The following is a 15553-nucleotide window of genomic DNA, read 5'->3' on the forward strand; positions in this document are numbered from 1 at the left end:
TACCGCGACAGTTCAGCCTGTCGTCTCTTGATAGAGACGACAGGCTTTTTGACGTCTTCAGGTTGCTTTGCTGTAAGGTGAAGGACTGCTGCGGGGTTAATCTGCGATGGGTGAGTGAGGGATGGTTCACGGTTGGTTGATCATCGGCTGCGTGGGGTGAGTTGGTGCGTTTAATTTGCGGGCGGTTCTGGCTGCATATGTAATCGTACGATTGATCTAGTTTGATTTTCGCCACTTAATTCGGTTAAAACGTCTCATTTTAGAGATCTAAGTGGAAAACTGCAAACTAATTCTGCCTAATATGCACTGGAACTGAAGAAATGGCGGATTTAAGTGGACGAAATCGAACTAATGTCTCTGTGTGGCTTGAAAAGGCAAAATTAGTTGGCGGAAATCCACTTAGGTATGTGCTTTACAGGTGGAGAGTGTCTTGAGCTTCAAGTGACTAAGTGTACAGGAATGTTGAATCGGCGGGTTTGCAAGAATGTATAGAAGTGTGAATACAGTAAAACGCGATGAACGGGAGTAGTAGATGATTACGGTGTGCAGAGAGCTGCGGGGGTGGTGCGACGCAGTCGCCGGAGGCATTGAATCTCGCCCGGGAGCGGAGCGGCAGAAGAGAGGAGTATGCTGCTACGGTGTCCCCGTTACCGGACTCCATCTGTACCATGTGGTTCGGATGGAACAAAGCTGGACGTTAGCGGTGTGAATTGATCTTAATCAATCGCCCCGGCGTCAAGAAGAGTGGTACCGCGGAGGGTGTAACCCGCCGTCTCTTTGATGAGACGGCGGGTTTTTGTGTGGTTACGGGTACGGCGTTTTCACGTTCAAATCCCGGGACGCACGGGAGAGACTGTTCTAATACCGAATAAACGGCAACAGGCGTTTCTCCTTATCGCTGCCGGCAGCAGTGGGTGGGAAGATAAAAGCATCGTAAGTCGACGTACGGTGCTCCGACTTGGCAGGTCCAATTTCCCGGCTGAACCGGCTGTAATAGCCGCGCCAGCTGTAAGACTTCAAGCTTTAGGGATGCAAAGACAGATCCAAGGATTCCATCAATGCATACGGATGGTTTGATTAAAATGGCCATTTACCTCGCAAAGCGAGTCTGAGCAAGACTGGTTCACCATTCAAATCCAGGAGGAGATTTTATGATTATTCCAGTGAAGAAGCGGATTCAGATTTTTGATACGACGCTGCGCGACGGCGAACAGGCACCGGGTGCGAGTCTTACTCCCGAGCAGAAAATCATTCTGGCCCACAAGCTGGCCGAACTGGGCGTAGATGTGCTGGAGCCGGGGTTCCCCGTATCCAGCCCCGGCGATTTCGCGGCAGTGGAGGCAATCTCCCGGAGCCTCCAGGGCATTGAAATCTGCGGCTTCGCCCGCGCAGTCCGCGGTGACATCGACGCCGCTGTCCAGGCTACCCGAGATGCTGCCCGCCGGCGGATTCACCTCTTCATCTCCTCGTCGGACATTCATCTGCGTCACCAGCTGCGCAAGAGCCGGGCAGAGGTGGTCGCCACCGCCCGCGAGCTGACGGCGTATGCCCGCCAGTTCTGCGACGTGGTGGAGTTTACGGCCATGGATGCAGCACGGACTTCGATACCCGATCTGATCGAGATGGTTGAGGCGGTAATTGAGGAAGGGGCCAGCATTATCAATCTGCCGGATACGGTCGGCTACGCGCTGCCGCACGAGTATGGCGAGATGTTCCGGCAGGTGCGGCAGGGTGCCAGGGGCGGCGACACGGTCAGTTACAGCGCCCATTGCCATAATGACCTGGGCCTGGCGGTGGCCAACAGCCTGGCGGCAATTGCCGGCGGCGCGACGCAGATCGAAGTGACAGTCAACGGCGTAGGGGAGCGCACCGGCAATTGTGCGCTGGAGGAGCTTGTCATGGCGCTGGAAACCAGAGGCGAAGCACTGGGCGCGGAGACGGGGATTGTGCTGGATAAGCTGTATGATACTTCGCGAATCATCAGTGGAGCGATGCATTTCCCCATTGCCTACAACAAGCCGGTAGTTGGAAGAAATGCCTTCCAGCATGAGTCGGGCATCCACCAGGACGGTCTGCTCAAAGACCGCAGCACTTATGAAATTATGGACCCGGAGCGGTTGGGTATTCCGCGCAATATGATTATTTTGGGCAAGCATTCCGGCCGGCATGCCCTGAAGGACCGCGCGGCCAAATATGGCATTGTCCTCGATCCGCAGGAGTTAGAGGCACTGTATGCCTCCTTCAAGGAGACGGCTGACCGCCAGAAATCCGTCAGCGACGACGAGCTGCTGCGGATGGTCAGCAGCACTACCGGCCAGCAGGCGCAACTCTACGAACTGGGCGAGGTCCAGGTGCTGGCCGGCAGTGCACCGCGCCGGGTGGCCGCCGTCACAGTAAGGCATCTGGGAAGCGGCCGGGAAGACACTTATACCAGCAGCGGCACGGGTCCGCTGGAGGCAGTTATTGCCGCCATCGCTCAAGGAATCGCCGAGGATATCGGCTTTGACGGGTTGGAGCTTCATTCGCTGGGCAGCGGCGGGAACGCCCGGGCTGAAGCGGCTGTAATGGTGGAGTGGCAGGGCGGTAAATTCCGCGGCACGGCTATTCACCAGGATATTGTCATGGCGGCCGGACTTGCGTATGTCGCTGCTTGCAATGCCGCACTGCTCGCTGCAGAATCGGAGGCGCCGGCTTTTGCCACGGCTGATCCGGTGTAGCGTGAACTTGTGTGAAGCAAGGAGGGCTATAGATGAAATAGATTAAGAGTAACCGGTTATTTTACAAGTGGTGCTCATTCATCCCTAGCAGCTGTCTGTTATATATTTGATGGATCCGTGGGATGCTGGAACAGTTTTTTTGCTATGAACCTGCCGTAATAGAGCTTCGGTCCTTGTGAAGAACATTCCAGCATCTACCGTAACGGATTTCCACGTAATGGCTGTCAAAGTCACGCCGAGATTTAGTCCCTGAACCCAACCTAACTGCATTCTCGGTTGCTGGGAGTAACACTTGGTCTCCATGTCATGGACTCACTAGTGCTAATTCACAGAGTTACGCTGAGCTACAAATCGTAATGGATTACATTTGCTGTGTGAAACCACAACGGGTACCGTAACGGACTCAGGTGTGCTCCCTCTGTTCTTAGTGCTTTATCTCACGTATGCCCGGCCCAGCGGCTTGCTTCCCTCCAAAGGGTGCCAACGGCCAGCAAACACTTTGCCGAAAAACCTCGCAAAATAGCGAATGCTGTATTTGTCAAGTTGTGGACAACGTTATCCACATATTCCAGCTTATTTGTGTAAAAACCGTGTAAAATCAGCAATACCAACCCTTTTTGACAGACAGTAAATCGTGGATTTATTCCCGGGAAATAATCTGTGATTATTGTGGATAATGTGGATAATTCGGTGGATAAAAAGTTCTTGACAACGAAAAAGGCCATTTGAAGCCTAAAAAAAGGCCCGAAGGGCCTTTTTTAACGGTAAGTTATGCACGAATCCTGTGGATGAGCCTGTGGATAACAAATTATGAACAAATCGGGAACAGTTTAAAACTATTTATTTCATAACATTACCCTATTGCGCGGCAAGTATTTCCCATTCATCGAATAATTCGGCAAGACGGCCTTTTTTGTCACCCAGGCTCGTTTCATGGGCTTGCAGTGCGACATAATCCTGGAAAATCTCTGGTTTGGCCATTTCCTGCTCCAGTTCGGCAATCTCTGCCTCCAGCCGGGAAATCTGATCCTCCAGCTCGGTGATTTTGCGCTGACGCGTGCGTTCCTCGCGTTTCTGCTGTTTGTCGGCTTCATAGGAGTTAGCGGTCCCTTTGTCGGCAGCCAGGTTGTCGGTATCAAGGCTTCGTGCGCGTTTGGCGGCGGCCTGCTCGGCCTCCTCCAGAGCGATGGCTGCAAGCTCCCGCTTCTTCTCAATATAATCGTCATAGTTCCCGAGATAAGGATCAATGCCGCCGGGATGCAGCTCGAGTACACGCTCGGCCATTTTGTTCAGGAAGTAGCGGTCATGGGAAATGAAGAGCAGCGTGCCGTCAAAATCGATCAGCGCCGCCTCCAGCACCTCGCGGCTGACGAGATCCAGATGGTTGGTGGGTTCGTCCAGAATAAGCATATTGGCGCCGCGCAGCATCAGCTTGGAGAGCGAAACCCGCGCTTTCTCACCGCCGCTAAGCGCGGAGATCTTCTTCAGGACATCTTCGCCGCTGAAGAGGAAATTGCCCAGGACTGTACGGATACGCGCCTCCTCCAGCATCGGATATTCACTCCACAGCTCTTCGAGCACGGTGTTGCTCGGATTGAGGGCGGTCTGCTCCTGATCGTAATAAGCAATCTTGACCTTGGTGCCCCAGTTCACGGTCCCGGCCGAAGGCTGCCGGCTGCCGGTCAAACATTGCAGCAGCGTAGATTTACCGATGCCGTTCGGGCCGATGAGCGCCGCTGTATCGCCGCGCCGCAGCTCGAAGGAGGCATTCCGGAAGAGCGGCTCCGCATCTTCGCTGAAGGACACGGCCACATCACGAAGCTGCAGCACTTCCTTGCCGGACATGAAATCCGCCTCAAAGGAGAAGCTGGCTTTCTTCAGCTCACCGAGCGGCTTCTCGATCCGGTCCATTTTCTCCAGCGCTTTGCGCCGGCTTTGCGCCCGCTTGGTCGTCGAAGCGCGTACAATATTGCGCTGCACGAAATCCTCGAGACGCGCAATTTCATCCTGCTGCTTCTCATACTGCTTCATGCGGGTCTCATATTCAGCCGCTTTCAGCTCCATATATCTGCTGTAGTTGCCGGTATAACGGCGCGATTGGTGGCGTTCGATTTCCACGATGGTTGTCACCAGCCGGTCCAGGAAGTAGCGGTCATGGGAGACGACAAGGATGCCGCCCGGGTAGCTGCGCAGATAGTCCTCCAGCCAGGTGAGCGTTTCGATATCCAGATGGTTCGTCGGCTCATCCAGCATCAGGAGATCGGGAGCCTGCAGCAGAATGCGGGCCAGTGCCAGCCGCGTCTTCTGACCGCCGCTGAGTGTAGCAATCGGCGTGTCCGGCGGGAAGTCGCCGAAGCCCATTCCATGCAGTACGCTGCGGATGCGCGTCTGCATCTCGTAGCCGCCGTGGTCCTTGAACCAGTCGGAACGCTTGGCGTACCGCTCCAGGAGCTCCTCGTAACGCTTGGCATCATCGGCCAGCCGCGGATCGGAGATGCTCTCCTCGAGCTGGCGCAGCTCGGCTTCGGCCTCAATCAGCGGCGCGAAGACGGCCAGCATCTCTTCCATAATGCTCTTATCGGACTGCAGCCCGCTGTTCTGGGCCAGGTAGCCGACCGTAGTTTCCTTGGATTTATGAATTTGACCGCTGTCATAGGACATTTCACCGGCAAGGATCTGCAGGAAGGTAGACTTGCCGGCGCCATTGACGCCGACCAGGCCGACCCGTTCCTTCTCATTCACCTGCAGGCTGATGCCGTCCAGCACGTTTGTAATTCCGTAAGATTTGGTAATGCCTGTCGCTTGAAGAAGCATACTAAGTGAAACCTCCGCCCTGCAATATTAACCCGGAGCAGCTGCACTCCGGGCATCGGCAATTCTTTTTCTTAGTGTACATGAAAAGCGTTTCCGGCGCGAGTGGCAGCCCAAAAGGGTTCGTTTAACAACGTTAATGTTTCAACCTTGGCGAAGCGGGGATAAGAGTGGTAAACTGAATTTACATGCATGTGATATTCTGAGCATAGAAGAGAAGAGGAGGCGGCTGCCGATGACGGGCAGAGCAGCACCGCAGGCTGCCGTAAAGCGGGAGCTGCGGGCGGAGCGGATCTCCGTCCGCGATGCACTTCCGGCAGAGCGGCGGAGCTTCTTGTCGGCCGCAGCCTGCAGACAGGCGCTCGATTGGCTTGTGAAGGAACGGGTGAACACCGTGCTTGCCTATGTTCCATTCCGCTCCGAGCTGGACTGCCGCCCGCTGATTGAGGGCGCTTGGGCGCAGGGCATTACGGTACTGGTGCCGCGGGTCATCCCGGAAAGCGGAGCAATGAGCCTGCACCGGATTACCGGTTGGGACGAACTGGCGCCCGGGACATGGGGGATTCTGGAGCCGCCCGCGGCAGAGAACCTGCAGCCATTGCTGATTCCCGATGCCGTAATCGTGCCGGGGCTGGCCTTTGACCGGCGCGGGGGCAGGCTGGGTTACGGCCGGGGCTATTATGACCGGCTGTATGCAGCCTGGGCATCGGCTGAACGGCCGGAAGCGAAGCTGCCGGTACTGGCCGGACTGGCCTTTGGCGCGCAGCTCATCCCGGAGGTGCCGATGGATAGCCACGACGCTTATATGGACATATTGATTACGGAAGAAGGTCTTATTCCGTGCAGGAGGAGAGTTGAACCATGGAGCTGACTCATTTCAATGAGCAGGGCAGAGCGCGGATGGTGGACGTAAGCGGGAAAGAAATTACACAGCGGTCGGCGACTGCGCGGAGTATGGTGGCGATGAATCCCGGCACGCTGGATGCCATTAAGGAAGGGAAGATCGGCAAGGGCGATGTGCTCGCCGTTGCACAGGTTGCCGGAATTATGGCTGCCAAGCAGACATCGTCCTGGATTCCGATGTGCCATCCGCTGCCGCTGACCGGCATAGATGTCCGCTTTGCGGACAACGGGCAAGATGAGCTATATATTGAAGCAACCGTCAAGACCACCGGGAGGACCGGAGTGGAGATGGAGGCGTTGACCGCTGTTTCGGCAGCCGCACTCACCGTATACGATATGTGTAAAGCGCTGCAAAAGGACATGGTGATCGGACCGACCCAGCTCGCTGCGAAGAGCGGCGGTAAGAACGGGGATTACACGCTGGATCAATGAGAGCAGCATGAGGCATGCCCCCTACTGAGAACTGCACCCCATGATGGGCGGTTCTTCGACGGGGTCCTGCAGGCAACAAGCGTGAAGCAGGCTGCCAAGCGGCAGCCGACCATACATAGCACATGGAGAGGGAGGGACAACCTATGGCGTGGAAGACAGCAATCCTGACGGCCAGCGATAAAGGGGCCAGAGGCGAACGGGAAGACACGAGCGCCCAGGTTATTCGCGAGCTGGTCGAAGAGGAGCTGGGAGGAGAGATTATTGAGTACCGGATCGTGCCGGATGAGGAAGATGAGATTATCGCAGCGCTGATCGAACTGACGGATTACTTCCAGGCCGATCTGGTGCTCACCACCGGCGGAACCGAGCTGGCGATCCGCGATGTGACGCCGGAAGCTACACGGCGGGTGATTGAACGGGAAGTGCCCGGGCTGTCCGAAGCCATGCGCAGCACGGTGATGCAGAAGAACCGGGCTGTGATGCTCTTCCGCGGCATCTGCGGCATCCGCGGCAGAACGCTGATCGTCAATCTTCCGGGCACACCCAAGGGTGTGCATGAGAATCTGGCAGCCATTATGGATCAGCTGCCCGAAGCGCTGCTGATGGTCACCGGGCAATACCGTCAATAATCCGCAGAATGTGTTCCCTGCCGCTGCACAGCCAGGCGTCCGGCTGGTCGCTTGGAAAGTGTGAGATATGTTATGGTATGATAGACATACCTTTAACAGTATCAGAACGGTTGAGTGACAAGGAGGAATAGCATGCTGAATGGTATTGGTGCTCCCGGAATTATATTGCTCGTTATTTTGGCGCTCCTGCTCTTTGGTCCGAACAAGCTGCCTGAGCTTGGGCGGGCGGTCGGACGCACCTTCCGGGAATTCAAGGACGGTACACGCGATATGATTAACGAGCCGGAACCGACCAAGGCGGCTCCGGCTAACCCGGCTGTGCCGCATGCGTCCGCAGAATTGCCGCAGGACAAACGCCAGCCGGAGTAAGATATTCCATTAACCCGGGGGCGTAAGCTCCGGCTCTGTGCAGCCGGAAGGAGCGCCCCTTTGTTCAAGATGAGAGAGTCTAGGCTGAAACCTGTGAATAGCCTGATATTTTCCCGCAGAAACGGACACCGTCTTTAATTAGGATGGCTTAGCCGTTTCTTCTTGTTCAGGCTCATTCCTTGATATGTATTTTACAGGGTGGGGTGTTCCATGGCGGGCGAAGCGGAAGAAATGACAGTAGTACAGCATCTCGCCGAGCTGCGCAGACGGATTATCTATGTGCTCATTGTCTTTGCGGCCGGACTTGCAGGCGGACTGTTCGCGGCAAAGCCGGTCTACCAGTACTTGATCGGCGTGGAGCAGGCACAGCATTTCGTGCTGCATGCCTTCTCCTTCTGGGATGGCATCGGAATGTACATGAAGATTGCCATGGTTGTTGCGCTGGTGCCGGCTATACCCTTCACTGCCTATCAGCTATGGGCGTTCGTAGCTCCGGCGCTGCGGCCCCACGAGAGGAGCGCTGCGTTACGCTATGTTCCCTACGTGCTGGTTCTGTTCGTGCTCGGGCTGCTGTTTGCCTATTATATTGTGTTTCCGATGGCCCTTTCGTTCACCATCTCCGTTACCCGCAGTATGGGGCTGGAGGAGACTTATGGCATTGCCCAGTATTTCAGCTTCATGTTCGGGCTGGTGGTTCCGCTGGCGCTGCTGTTTGAGCTCCCGCTGCTGGTTATGTTTCTGACGCGGCTGCGGATTCTGAATCCGCTGCGTCTGAAGCGGATGCGCAGGTATGCTTATTTTGTCCTGGCGTTTATCGCTGTAGCGATTACGCCGCCGGATTTTATATCCGATTTCCTGGTGACCATTCCGCTGGTGATTCTCTATGAATTCAGCGTCTTTCTGTCGGCCCTGGTGTTCCGCAAGCAGCTTGCGGCGGATGCTCAGCTTGAGGCGCGTTACATCCACAAGGAAGCTTAAAGGGCATTGCCGGGCAGTAAGCGTGATTCTGAGGGGGCCGTGTGATTAGGTCAGGTGCGGCATATTTTGGCTGACGGTGGATAGAATGTTAGAGGGGATACGGAGGACGAGCCCGGAACCCTATTTTTTTCCTAAAAAAGACCGAGGATTTTACGTAAAAGACTTGAAATCCGGGAGTAAGTTGAGTATCATAAAAATTGTTGTTAGCACTGAAGGACGTCGAGTGCTAACGTTAACGGAGAAGGCCGATCCGGCCCCGAATTTGTGTTCAAGCTTAACAACATAATTTTAAAGGAGGCTATTTTTCATGATCAAACCACTAGGTGAACGCGTATTGGTACAACCCATCGAGCAGGAGCAAACGACTTCTTTCGGGATCGTGCTTCCGGACTCTTCCAAGGAGAAGCCGCAGGAAGGCACTATCGTTGCTGTAGGCAGCGGCATTCTGAAAGACGGCGTGCGTGTGCCGCTTGAAGTGAAGGAAGGCGACCGCGTTCTGTTCTCGAAATATGCCGGAACCGAAATCAAGTACGAAGGCACAGAATATTTGATTATGAAAGAAAGCGACATTCACGCGATTCTTGGTTAAGAAGACCGTTCATAAGCATAGCCCAACTTACTTACTATAATTTAAAATTCCGGGAGGTTTATACACATGGCAAAAGAAATCAAATTCAGTGAAGATGCCCGCCGTTCAATGCTGCGCGGGGTTGATGCTTTGGCAAACGCGGTAAAAGTAACACTCGGACCTAAAGGCCGCAACGTGGTGCTGGAGAAGAAATTCGGCAGCCCGCTGATCACCAACGACGGTGTGACCATCGCCAAAGAAATCGAACTGGACGACGCTTTCGAGAACATGGGTGCCCAGCTCGTTAAAGAAGTTGCCACCAAGACCAACGATGTAGCCGGTGACGGTACTACAACAGCAACGGTTCTGGCTCAAGCCATGATCCGCGAAGGTCTGAAGAACGTAACTGCCGGCGCTAACCCGATGGTTATCCGCAAAGGCATCGACAAGGCTGTTAAAGCGGCTGTTGCCGAACTGCAGAAGATCGCTAAGCCAATTGAAGATTCCCAGGCTATCGCTCAGGTAGCTGCAATCTCCGCTGCCGACGACGAAGTGGGCCAGCTGATTGCCGAAGCCATGGAAAAAGTGGGCAAAGACGGCGTTATCACCGTTGAAGAATCCCGCGGCTTCCTGACTGAGCTTGAAGTAGTAGAAGGTATGCAATTCGACCGCGGCTACATTTCCCCGTACATGATTACTGACACGGATAAGATGGAAGCTGTTCTGGATAACCCATACATCCTGATCACTGACAAGAAGATCAGCAGCACCCAGGAAATTCTGCCGCTGCTGGAGAAGATCGTACAGCAGGCCCGTCCGCTCGTGATCATCGCTGAAGACATTGAAGGCGAAGCACAAGCGATGCTGATCGTGAACAAGCTGCGCGGAACCTTCAACGCTGTTGCCGTTAAAGCTCCTGGCTTCGGCGACCGCCGTGAAGCGATGCTGCAGGATATCGCTGCCCTGACCGGCGGCCAAGTGATCACTGAGAAGCTCGGCCTTGACCTGAAGAGCACTACAGTTGATCAACTGGGTAACGCACGTCAAGTGCGCGTAACCAAAGAGAACACTACAATCGTAGACGGCAGCGGCGACAAAGCGGACATCAATGCCCGCGTTGGCCAAATCCGTGCCCAACTGGAAGAAACCACTTCCGAGTTCGACAAAGAGAAGCTGCAGGAACGTCTGGCTAAGCTGGCCGGTGGCGTAGCTGTAGTCAAAGTAGGCGCTGCAACTGAAACCGAACTGAAAGAGCGCAAGCTGCGCATCGAAGACGCCCTGAACGCAACCCGTGCTGCGGTTGAAGAAGGTATCGTTTCCGGTGGCGGTACAGCTCTCGTGAACGTATATAATGCAGTAGCCGCAGTAGATGTAACCGGCGACGAAAAGACCGGCGTAAACATCGTCCTGCGCGCACTGGAAGAGCCGATCCGCACGATCGCTGCTAACGCCGGCGAAGAAGGCTCCGTAATTGTGGACCGTCTGAAGAAAGAAACTGTAGGCATTGGCTACAACGCTGCTACCGGCGAATGGGTGAACATGTTCGAAGCAGGGATCGTTGACCCTGCCAAGGTAACCCGTTCTGCCCTGCAGAACGCCGCTTCCGTAGCTGCAATGTTCCTGACTACCGAAGCTGTCATTGCCGACAAGCCAGAACCGGAAAAGGCTGCTATGCCTGATATGGGCGGCATGGGCGGTATGGGCGGCATGATGTAAGTGAATTAACTAAACCCTTGGGGTGCCTGGTTTTACGGGCCTCTCAAGGGTTTTTTTGTGGAGGAAATGAGTAATTAACCTGAGAAGAGGTGATGGTAATGGCCTCCTGCTGATTTTGAAGCTGATTCTGGAACTGCTCCTGTATTTGAGTCTGAGCTTGCAGAATATATGGATTAGGCATAAAGTCGAACGGGGCTTATGACCGAGTATATTAGCACAATTTATGTGTTAAAGCCTAGTAAGAGAATAGTCCGACTTGCCCGGACGACAAAGACAAACTCCCGCTGCCGGCGGGAGTTTTTGTGTTCTTGTGCCTGAACCCCTACAGTCTTCACCCGCCAATCATGAAATTCTCCAGCAGCTCCAGAAGGATCTCTTGTCCGGTACTGCCGAAGTTCCGCAACTTGGAGAGATCGTCCAGACTGGAGTTGAGCAGAGCCTCAAGGGTCCGCAGGTTGTTGTCATACAGAGCATTCAAGATACGGGCGATGCTTCTCGGATTTCGTCCTGACCCCTTGCCTAAGGTGTAAATGGAGTGGCTATAGTAGGCTTCATTAATTTTGATCAATGATTTCAGGGGAGTGCTCGTTGAGATTGATATGCTGCTCATGCTGTTCACTTCCTGTTTATTTAAATGGAAACAATATGTAATTATAACCATTTTAAAGAAAAATACAATATGTTTTGTGAAAAAATGATGCTGAAATATATCGCTTTACGGATTACAGATTTCAATAAAATACTTGTACACCCAATCAAACAGGGTATTGCAAGAGTAGAGTGCTATATATACTTTTTCCGAGGAACTGGGCGAGGGTCTCCGGATGCTCCATAGCTTGACTTTGGTGAAAACGGAGGGATAATCATGGATCTCGATGCATTGACCGGCCTGTTCCAAAACAACAATGGTTCGGTCGTGCTTAATGTTCTCTTATCGGTTGCATTAATCTGGTGTATCAGGCAAATCGCCAGCAAAGAGAAGATCATTCAGAATTACCAGAAACGCGATGAGGAGAATGAGAAGCAGCTCAATGAATATAACCGTTCTCTCGTCAAGCTTCTGATTGAAAAAGGGGTCACCGATAAAGCCAATGGTGGGGAGGTCGTTGACAAGTGAAGCTCCTCGATTTATTCAGAAAAAATCAAATGCAGCCCAGCCGCGTCAAACAAGAAATTGAGAAGCTCGATAAAATCCGGGAGGCTTATGAGTCAAACGATATGGACAGCCTGATTGACCTGCACCGTTCCGGCTTAGGCAAGAGAGGAGATGATTTACATGGACGTTATTGATCTGATTCTGATTACACTGGAGGCTATCGCATGTATCGTGTTCACAGCTTATGTGATACGCTACCGTAAATATTTCGTCGGGCACGGGCCTGACCGTACGTATAACCTTTATCTCCGCAGCGTTTGGGTAACCTACGGCTGTGTTGCGCTGCTCTGTCTAAATCTGTTGTGGGGCAGATTGAATATCGTTTTTGGCTACAATGTGGACAGCTTGTCGAACACCTTCAGAGAGTTTGTCATGGTTCTGACGCTGATTCTGCTAGTGTTCGCGGGACTGCGGCATAAGGACATATGGGACAGCAATCATGAAAAATAAGCAGATGGGGCAGTCCGTCTCTTTTACAGGTATAATGAAGGAACGATGATGGAAAGGGAAGGACGGAATGGAATGTACAGAGTAGGAATTATCGGTCCTGCCGGTTCGGTGGAGCGTATCGCGGATCTGGCCCAAATGTTCGAACAGGGGATTGTCTTCCGGCCCTTTGTGTACGGACAGCCGAGGGAAACGGCGGAGATCATCCGCAGGCATGACAAGGAGGTCGATTCCTGGCTCTGTTCCGGGCCGATTCCTTACAGCTTTGCGCTGAAGGCGCTTGGTTCCGGGGAGAGGGTTGAGTATGTCTGGGTGACGGAGTCAGGCTTCTACAAAAGCCTGCTGGATCTGGCGTTTACCCGGGGCGTACTGCCCGCGCGGATCAGCATTGATATGCCAGAGAACGAGGGGATCGTCGAACATGCCCTGAAGCAGATTGAGAACGCTGGCATAGAGCTGCACACCCGTACTTATGAGATGGACGCTGATCCGGAAGAGCTGCTAGGCTTTCATGAGACTTTGTGGCAGGAGGGAGAGACGGAAGGGGTGATTACCTGTTTCCCGAGCGTTGCGGAGGGTCTGAAGGCCAAGGGTATCCCTGCTTATACGGTATCTCCCAGCAATCTGGAGATCATCCAATCGCTGCGCCTGTTCACCGAGAAGGTCCGTACCTCTTATTTCAAGGATACCCAAATCGGGATCGAGATCATTGAGTTTGAGCATTACGACCGGATTGCGGAGAAGCTGCAGACCACCTATCAGCTGCAGTATCTGGAGCTCAGAATCAAAGAAGAGCTGATTAAGCTGTGCGAACAGCTGGACGGAACGCTGATGGAGCAAGGAGGGGGCCGTTATATCATCTTCAGCACCCGGGGAGCCATCGAACGGGAGCTTACGCTGCTGGGCGACACGGCAGATTACCTGGCGGCCACGACGGACACCAGCATTGCCATAGGTATCGGGTACGGGGAAACGGTGTTCTCCGCCGAGACCAATGCATATCGCGCATTGCGGCAATCCAAGGATAAGGCGGAGCGGCGTATCGTCACCGTGCAGGAAGATGGGGTAATTGTGGAATCTGCGGGACAGGAAGTGGAATCGCTGGCCTATTCGTTCCGCACCAATGATCAGGAAGTGGCCGGCAAGCTGCGCAGCAGCGGCATCAGCGTGAAGACCTTCAACAAGGTAGTGGCGCTGGCGCGTAAAATGGGCTGGGAGCAATTTACTGCCAAAGACGTAGCGGCACAGCTGCAGATGACGGAGCGCAATGCCAGACGGATCATGACTGAATTGGCTGAAGCCGGGCTTGCCGATTGCATAGGCGAAGAAGCTCCGGGTGTACGCGGCAGACCCAGTAAAATATACCGTTTCAGCTAGGCATCCTTCAGTGGATGCTTTTTTTTGAAATGTATGTGTCATGTTTATTTACGCAGCTGTGTTATATACCGTAAAAAAGTATTGAAAAAGCGGACAACCCTCTATATTATGTATATAAGGAAATTATCCTTAATTGGTCCTTAAATAGAATTTGCGAATGGATACGGAGGGTCGCCACATGAGGAAGGCGCTGGGCAGCAACTGGATATTGGCGTTGTTATTTGTAGGATGGTCGCTTGGCAATTTGGACCGGTATGTTATGAATTATGCAATTTTGCCGATCACGGCGGATCTGGATTTAAGCGCGACGGCGAAAGGGATTGTACTCAGCTCCTTTTTTGCCGGATATGCCCTCATGCAGATGCCGGGAGGGTGGCTGGCCGATAAGCTCGGTTCGCGAAAAGTGCTGATCGCCGCGGTCGCGCTATGGTCGATCTTTACAGGGTTCACGGGGGCGGCCTGGTCGCTGGGCTCCATGCTGGTTGTGCGCTTTCTGTTCGGGATCGGCGAAGGCGGATTTCAGCCTGCCGCCTCGAAGCTGATCGCCGAGTCCTTTCCGGTAGAGAAGCGGGCCAGAGCGATGTCGATTCTGCTGACATCGGGTGGGCTGATGGCGTTCATTACACCGCTGTTCGCGACGACTGTGCTTGATTCCATCGGCTGGCGTCATATGTTTTTGTACATCGGGCTGGTGGGTATTGTCTTTGCCGTGCTGTATTGGATGTTTATTCAGAATCCGCAGTCGGGCGCTGCAGCGGAATCGGCGGCTGCACAGCCTGTCACTGTACGGACCGGATTTAAAGAATTGTTCAGGATGCCGCTGATGTGGAGCCTGCTTATCGCCTATTTCTGTATTTATGCGGTGAATTGGGGGCTGTCCGGCTGGCTGCCGACGTATTTGGTCGATGTCCGGGGCCTGTCGCTGGAATCGCTGGGAGTGCTGCAAATGATTCCGAGCCTGGCTTCCTTTGTGGGGCTGTTCGCCGGCGGATATTTGCTCGATAAGCTGTCCGGAGGCCAAGAGCGTCTGGCCGGCGCGGTCTCCTGTGCCCTTATCGGTGTCATGATTTACTTGATGTTTACGGCAGACAGTGTCACCGGGTTTATGGTCTACCAATCGGTAACCAGCTTGTTTATGGCCTTTGTGATCATTCTGCTGCCGGCTATCGTGCTGAAGCGGATTCCCAGCCATTCGACCGGCTCTGCCATGGGAATGGTGAATACAGGCGGGCAATTGGCGGGCTTTGTTGCCCCGACGGCAATCGGGTTCATGGTCGATGCATTTGACGGCTCCTACGATGCGGCATCCTGGCTGCTGATCGGCTCCGCTGCGGTCTGTGTCGTGGCGCTGCTCGGCCTGAACTATAACAAGGCTGCAGGTGCCGCCCCGAAAGAGAAGCTGTCCTAAAGAGCTGCAATATATAGCTGTTACATTATTCAGTGAGAGGGG

General features: G+C 53.9%; 15 protein-coding genes and 1 other annotated feature. Of the genes, 13 read left to right on the plus strand and 2 right to left on the minus strand.

Annotated features, from left to right (window positions below; translation table 11 throughout):
- The first annotated feature begins 506 nt into the window (after positions 1–506).
- Positions 507–780 (plus strand) — a binding site (T-box leader).
- Between the two features lie 371 nt (positions 781–1151).
- Positions 1152–2717 (plus strand): 2-isopropylmalate synthase, encoded by a 1566-nt coding sequence (locus tag F1379_RS01185; protein ID WP_150265442.1) that lies wholly within the window; start codon positions 1152–1154, stop codon positions 2715–2717.
- Positions 2718–3575: 858 nt separating this feature from the next.
- On the opposite strand, the gene F1379_RS01190 is transcribed toward F1379_RS01185, so the two are convergent.
- A complete protein-coding gene (locus F1379_RS01190; protein WP_150265445.1) occupies positions 3576–5531 on the minus strand; it encodes an ABC-F family ATP-binding cassette domain-containing protein in 1956 nt (651 codons plus the stop codon).
- Positions 5532–5763: 232 nt separating this feature from the next.
- On the opposite strand from F1379_RS01190, the gene F1379_RS01195 reads away from it, so the two are divergent.
- The 7 genes from F1379_RS01195 (at position 5764) to groL (ending at position 11123) form a co-directional block, all read left to right on the plus strand.
- On the plus strand, positions 5764–6399 hold the full coding sequence (locus F1379_RS01195) for a 5-formyltetrahydrofolate cyclo-ligase (protein ID WP_162551044.1): 636 nt from the start codon (positions 5764–5766) through the stop codon (positions 6397–6399).
- On the plus strand, positions 6390–6863 hold the full coding sequence (gene moaC, locus F1379_RS01200; protein ID WP_150265449.1) for a cyclic pyranopterin monophosphate synthase MoaC: 474 nt from the start codon (positions 6390–6392) through the stop codon (positions 6861–6863). The genes F1379_RS01195 and moaC overlap by 10 nt, the downstream gene beginning before the upstream one ends.
- Positions 6864–7006: 143 nt before the next feature.
- Entirely contained in the window at positions 7007–7492 is a 486-nt protein-coding gene (locus F1379_RS01205) for a MogA/MoaB family molybdenum cofactor biosynthesis protein (protein ID WP_150265451.1), read from the plus strand.
- Positions 7493–7624: 132 nt separating this feature from the next.
- The gene (gene tatA / locus F1379_RS01210) at positions 7625–7861 is read left to right on the plus strand and encodes a twin-arginine translocase TatA/TatE family subunit (protein WP_203457003.1); all 237 of its coding nucleotides are present in this window, start codon (positions 7625–7627) and stop codon (positions 7859–7861) included.
- A 210-nt stretch (positions 7862–8071) separates the two neighbouring features.
- Positions 8072–8839, plus strand: coding sequence for a twin-arginine translocase subunit TatC (gene tatC / locus F1379_RS01215; RefSeq protein ID WP_150265453.1), 768 nt, complete (start codon positions 8072–8074; stop codon positions 8837–8839).
- 307 nt (positions 8840–9146) lie between these two features.
- The gene (gene groES, locus F1379_RS01220) at positions 9147–9428 is read left to right on the plus strand and encodes a co-chaperone GroES (RefSeq protein WP_150265456.1); all 282 of its coding nucleotides are present in this window, start codon (positions 9147–9149) and stop codon (positions 9426–9428) included.
- A gap of 66 nt (positions 9429–9494) precedes the next feature.
- Positions 9495–11123: a chaperonin GroEL gene (groL, locus tag F1379_RS01225; protein ID WP_150265458.1), complete on the plus strand. Its 1629-nt coding sequence runs from the start codon at positions 9495–9497 to the stop codon at positions 11121–11123.
- A 331-nt stretch (positions 11124–11454) separates the two neighbouring features.
- Here groL and F1379_RS01230 read toward each other — a convergent pair whose 3' ends face one another.
- The gene (locus F1379_RS01230) at positions 11455–11733 is read right to left on the minus strand and encodes a DNA-directed RNA polymerase subunit alpha C-terminal domain-containing protein (RefSeq protein WP_162551045.1); all 279 of its coding nucleotides are present in this window, start codon (positions 11731–11733) and stop codon (positions 11455–11457) included.
- Between the two features lie 255 nt (positions 11734–11988).
- Here F1379_RS01230 and F1379_RS01235 point away from each other — a divergent pair, with 255 nt between their 5' ends.
- The 5 genes from F1379_RS01235 (at position 11989) to F1379_RS01250 (ending at position 15511) form a co-directional block, all read left to right on the plus strand.
- A complete protein-coding gene (locus F1379_RS01235) occupies positions 11989–12240 on the plus strand; it encodes a hypothetical protein (protein WP_150265463.1) in 252 nt (83 codons plus the stop codon).
- On the plus strand, positions 12237–12413 hold the full coding sequence (locus tag F1379_RS29665; RefSeq protein ID WP_162551046.1) for a hypothetical protein: 177 nt from the start codon (positions 12237–12239) through the stop codon (positions 12411–12413). The genes F1379_RS01235 and F1379_RS29665 overlap by 4 nt, the downstream gene beginning before the upstream one ends.
- Complete coding sequence (locus F1379_RS30785) at positions 12400–12729, plus strand: hypothetical protein (RefSeq protein ID WP_239004506.1); 330 nt, start codon at positions 12400–12402, stop codon at positions 12727–12729. The genes F1379_RS29665 and F1379_RS30785 overlap by 14 nt, the downstream gene beginning before the upstream one ends.
- Before the next feature lie 72 nt (positions 12730–12801).
- A complete protein-coding gene (locus tag F1379_RS01245; RefSeq protein WP_150265467.1) occupies positions 12802–14103 on the plus strand; it encodes a helix-turn-helix domain-containing protein in 1302 nt (433 codons plus the stop codon).
- 178 nt (positions 14104–14281) lie between these two features.
- The gene (locus F1379_RS01250; protein ID WP_150265470.1) at positions 14282–15511 is read left to right on the plus strand and encodes an MFS transporter; all 1230 of its coding nucleotides are present in this window, start codon (positions 14282–14284) and stop codon (positions 15509–15511) included.
- Positions 15512–15553 lie beyond the last annotated feature (42 nt).

Source organism: Paenibacillus tepidiphilus (assembly GCF_008635795.1).
Lineage (GTDB): Bacteria > Bacillota > Bacilli > Paenibacillales > Paenibacillaceae > Paenibacillus_AQ > Paenibacillus_AQ tepidiphilus.

Excerpts from the sequence above, each read along its gene's own strand:
- F1379_RS01205 (WP_150265451.1), top strand. The coding sequence starts at position 7,007 with ATGGCGTGGAAGACAGCAATCCTGACGGCCAGCGATAAAGGGGCCAGA.
- groES (WP_150265456.1), top strand. The coding sequence starts at position 9,147 with ATGATCAAACCACTAGGTGAACGCGTATTGGTACAACCCATCGAGCAG.
- F1379_RS01250 (WP_150265470.1), top strand. The coding sequence starts at position 14,282 with ATGAGGAAGGCGCTGGGCAGCAACTGGATATTGGCGTTGTTATTTGTA.
- F1379_RS01245 (WP_150265467.1), top strand. The coding sequence starts at position 12,802 with ATGTACAGAGTAGGAATTATCGGTCCTGCCGGTTCGGTGGAGCGTATC.
- moaC (WP_150265449.1), top strand. The coding sequence starts at position 6,390 with ATGGAGCTGACTCATTTCAATGAGCAGGGCAGAGCGCGGATGGTGGAC.
- F1379_RS01190 (WP_150265445.1), bottom strand. The coding sequence starts at position 5,531 with ATGCTTCTTCAAGCGACAGGCATTACCAAATCTTACGGAATTACAAAC.
- F1379_RS01195 (WP_162551044.1), top strand. The coding sequence starts at position 5,764 with ATGACGGGCAGAGCAGCACCGCAGGCTGCCGTAAAGCGGGAGCTGCGG.
- groL (WP_150265458.1), top strand. The coding sequence starts at position 9,495 with ATGGCAAAAGAAATCAAATTCAGTGAAGATGCCCGCCGTTCAATGCTG.
- F1379_RS01185 (WP_150265442.1), top strand. The coding sequence starts at position 1,152 with ATGATTATTCCAGTGAAGAAGCGGATTCAGATTTTTGATACGACGCTG.
- F1379_RS30785 (WP_239004506.1), top strand. The coding sequence starts at position 12,400 with ATGGACGTTATTGATCTGATTCTGATTACACTGGAGGCTATCGCATGT.
- tatA (WP_203457003.1), top strand. The coding sequence starts at position 7,625 with ATGCTGAATGGTATTGGTGCTCCCGGAATTATATTGCTCGTTATTTTG.
- F1379_RS01230 (WP_162551045.1), bottom strand. The coding sequence starts at position 11,733 with ATGAGCAGCATATCAATCTCAACGAGCACTCCCCTGAAATCATTGATC.
- tatC (WP_150265453.1), top strand. The coding sequence starts at position 8,072 with ATGGCGGGCGAAGCGGAAGAAATGACAGTAGTACAGCATCTCGCCGAG.
- F1379_RS01235 (WP_150265463.1), top strand. The coding sequence starts at position 11,989 with ATGGATCTCGATGCATTGACCGGCCTGTTCCAAAACAACAATGGTTCG.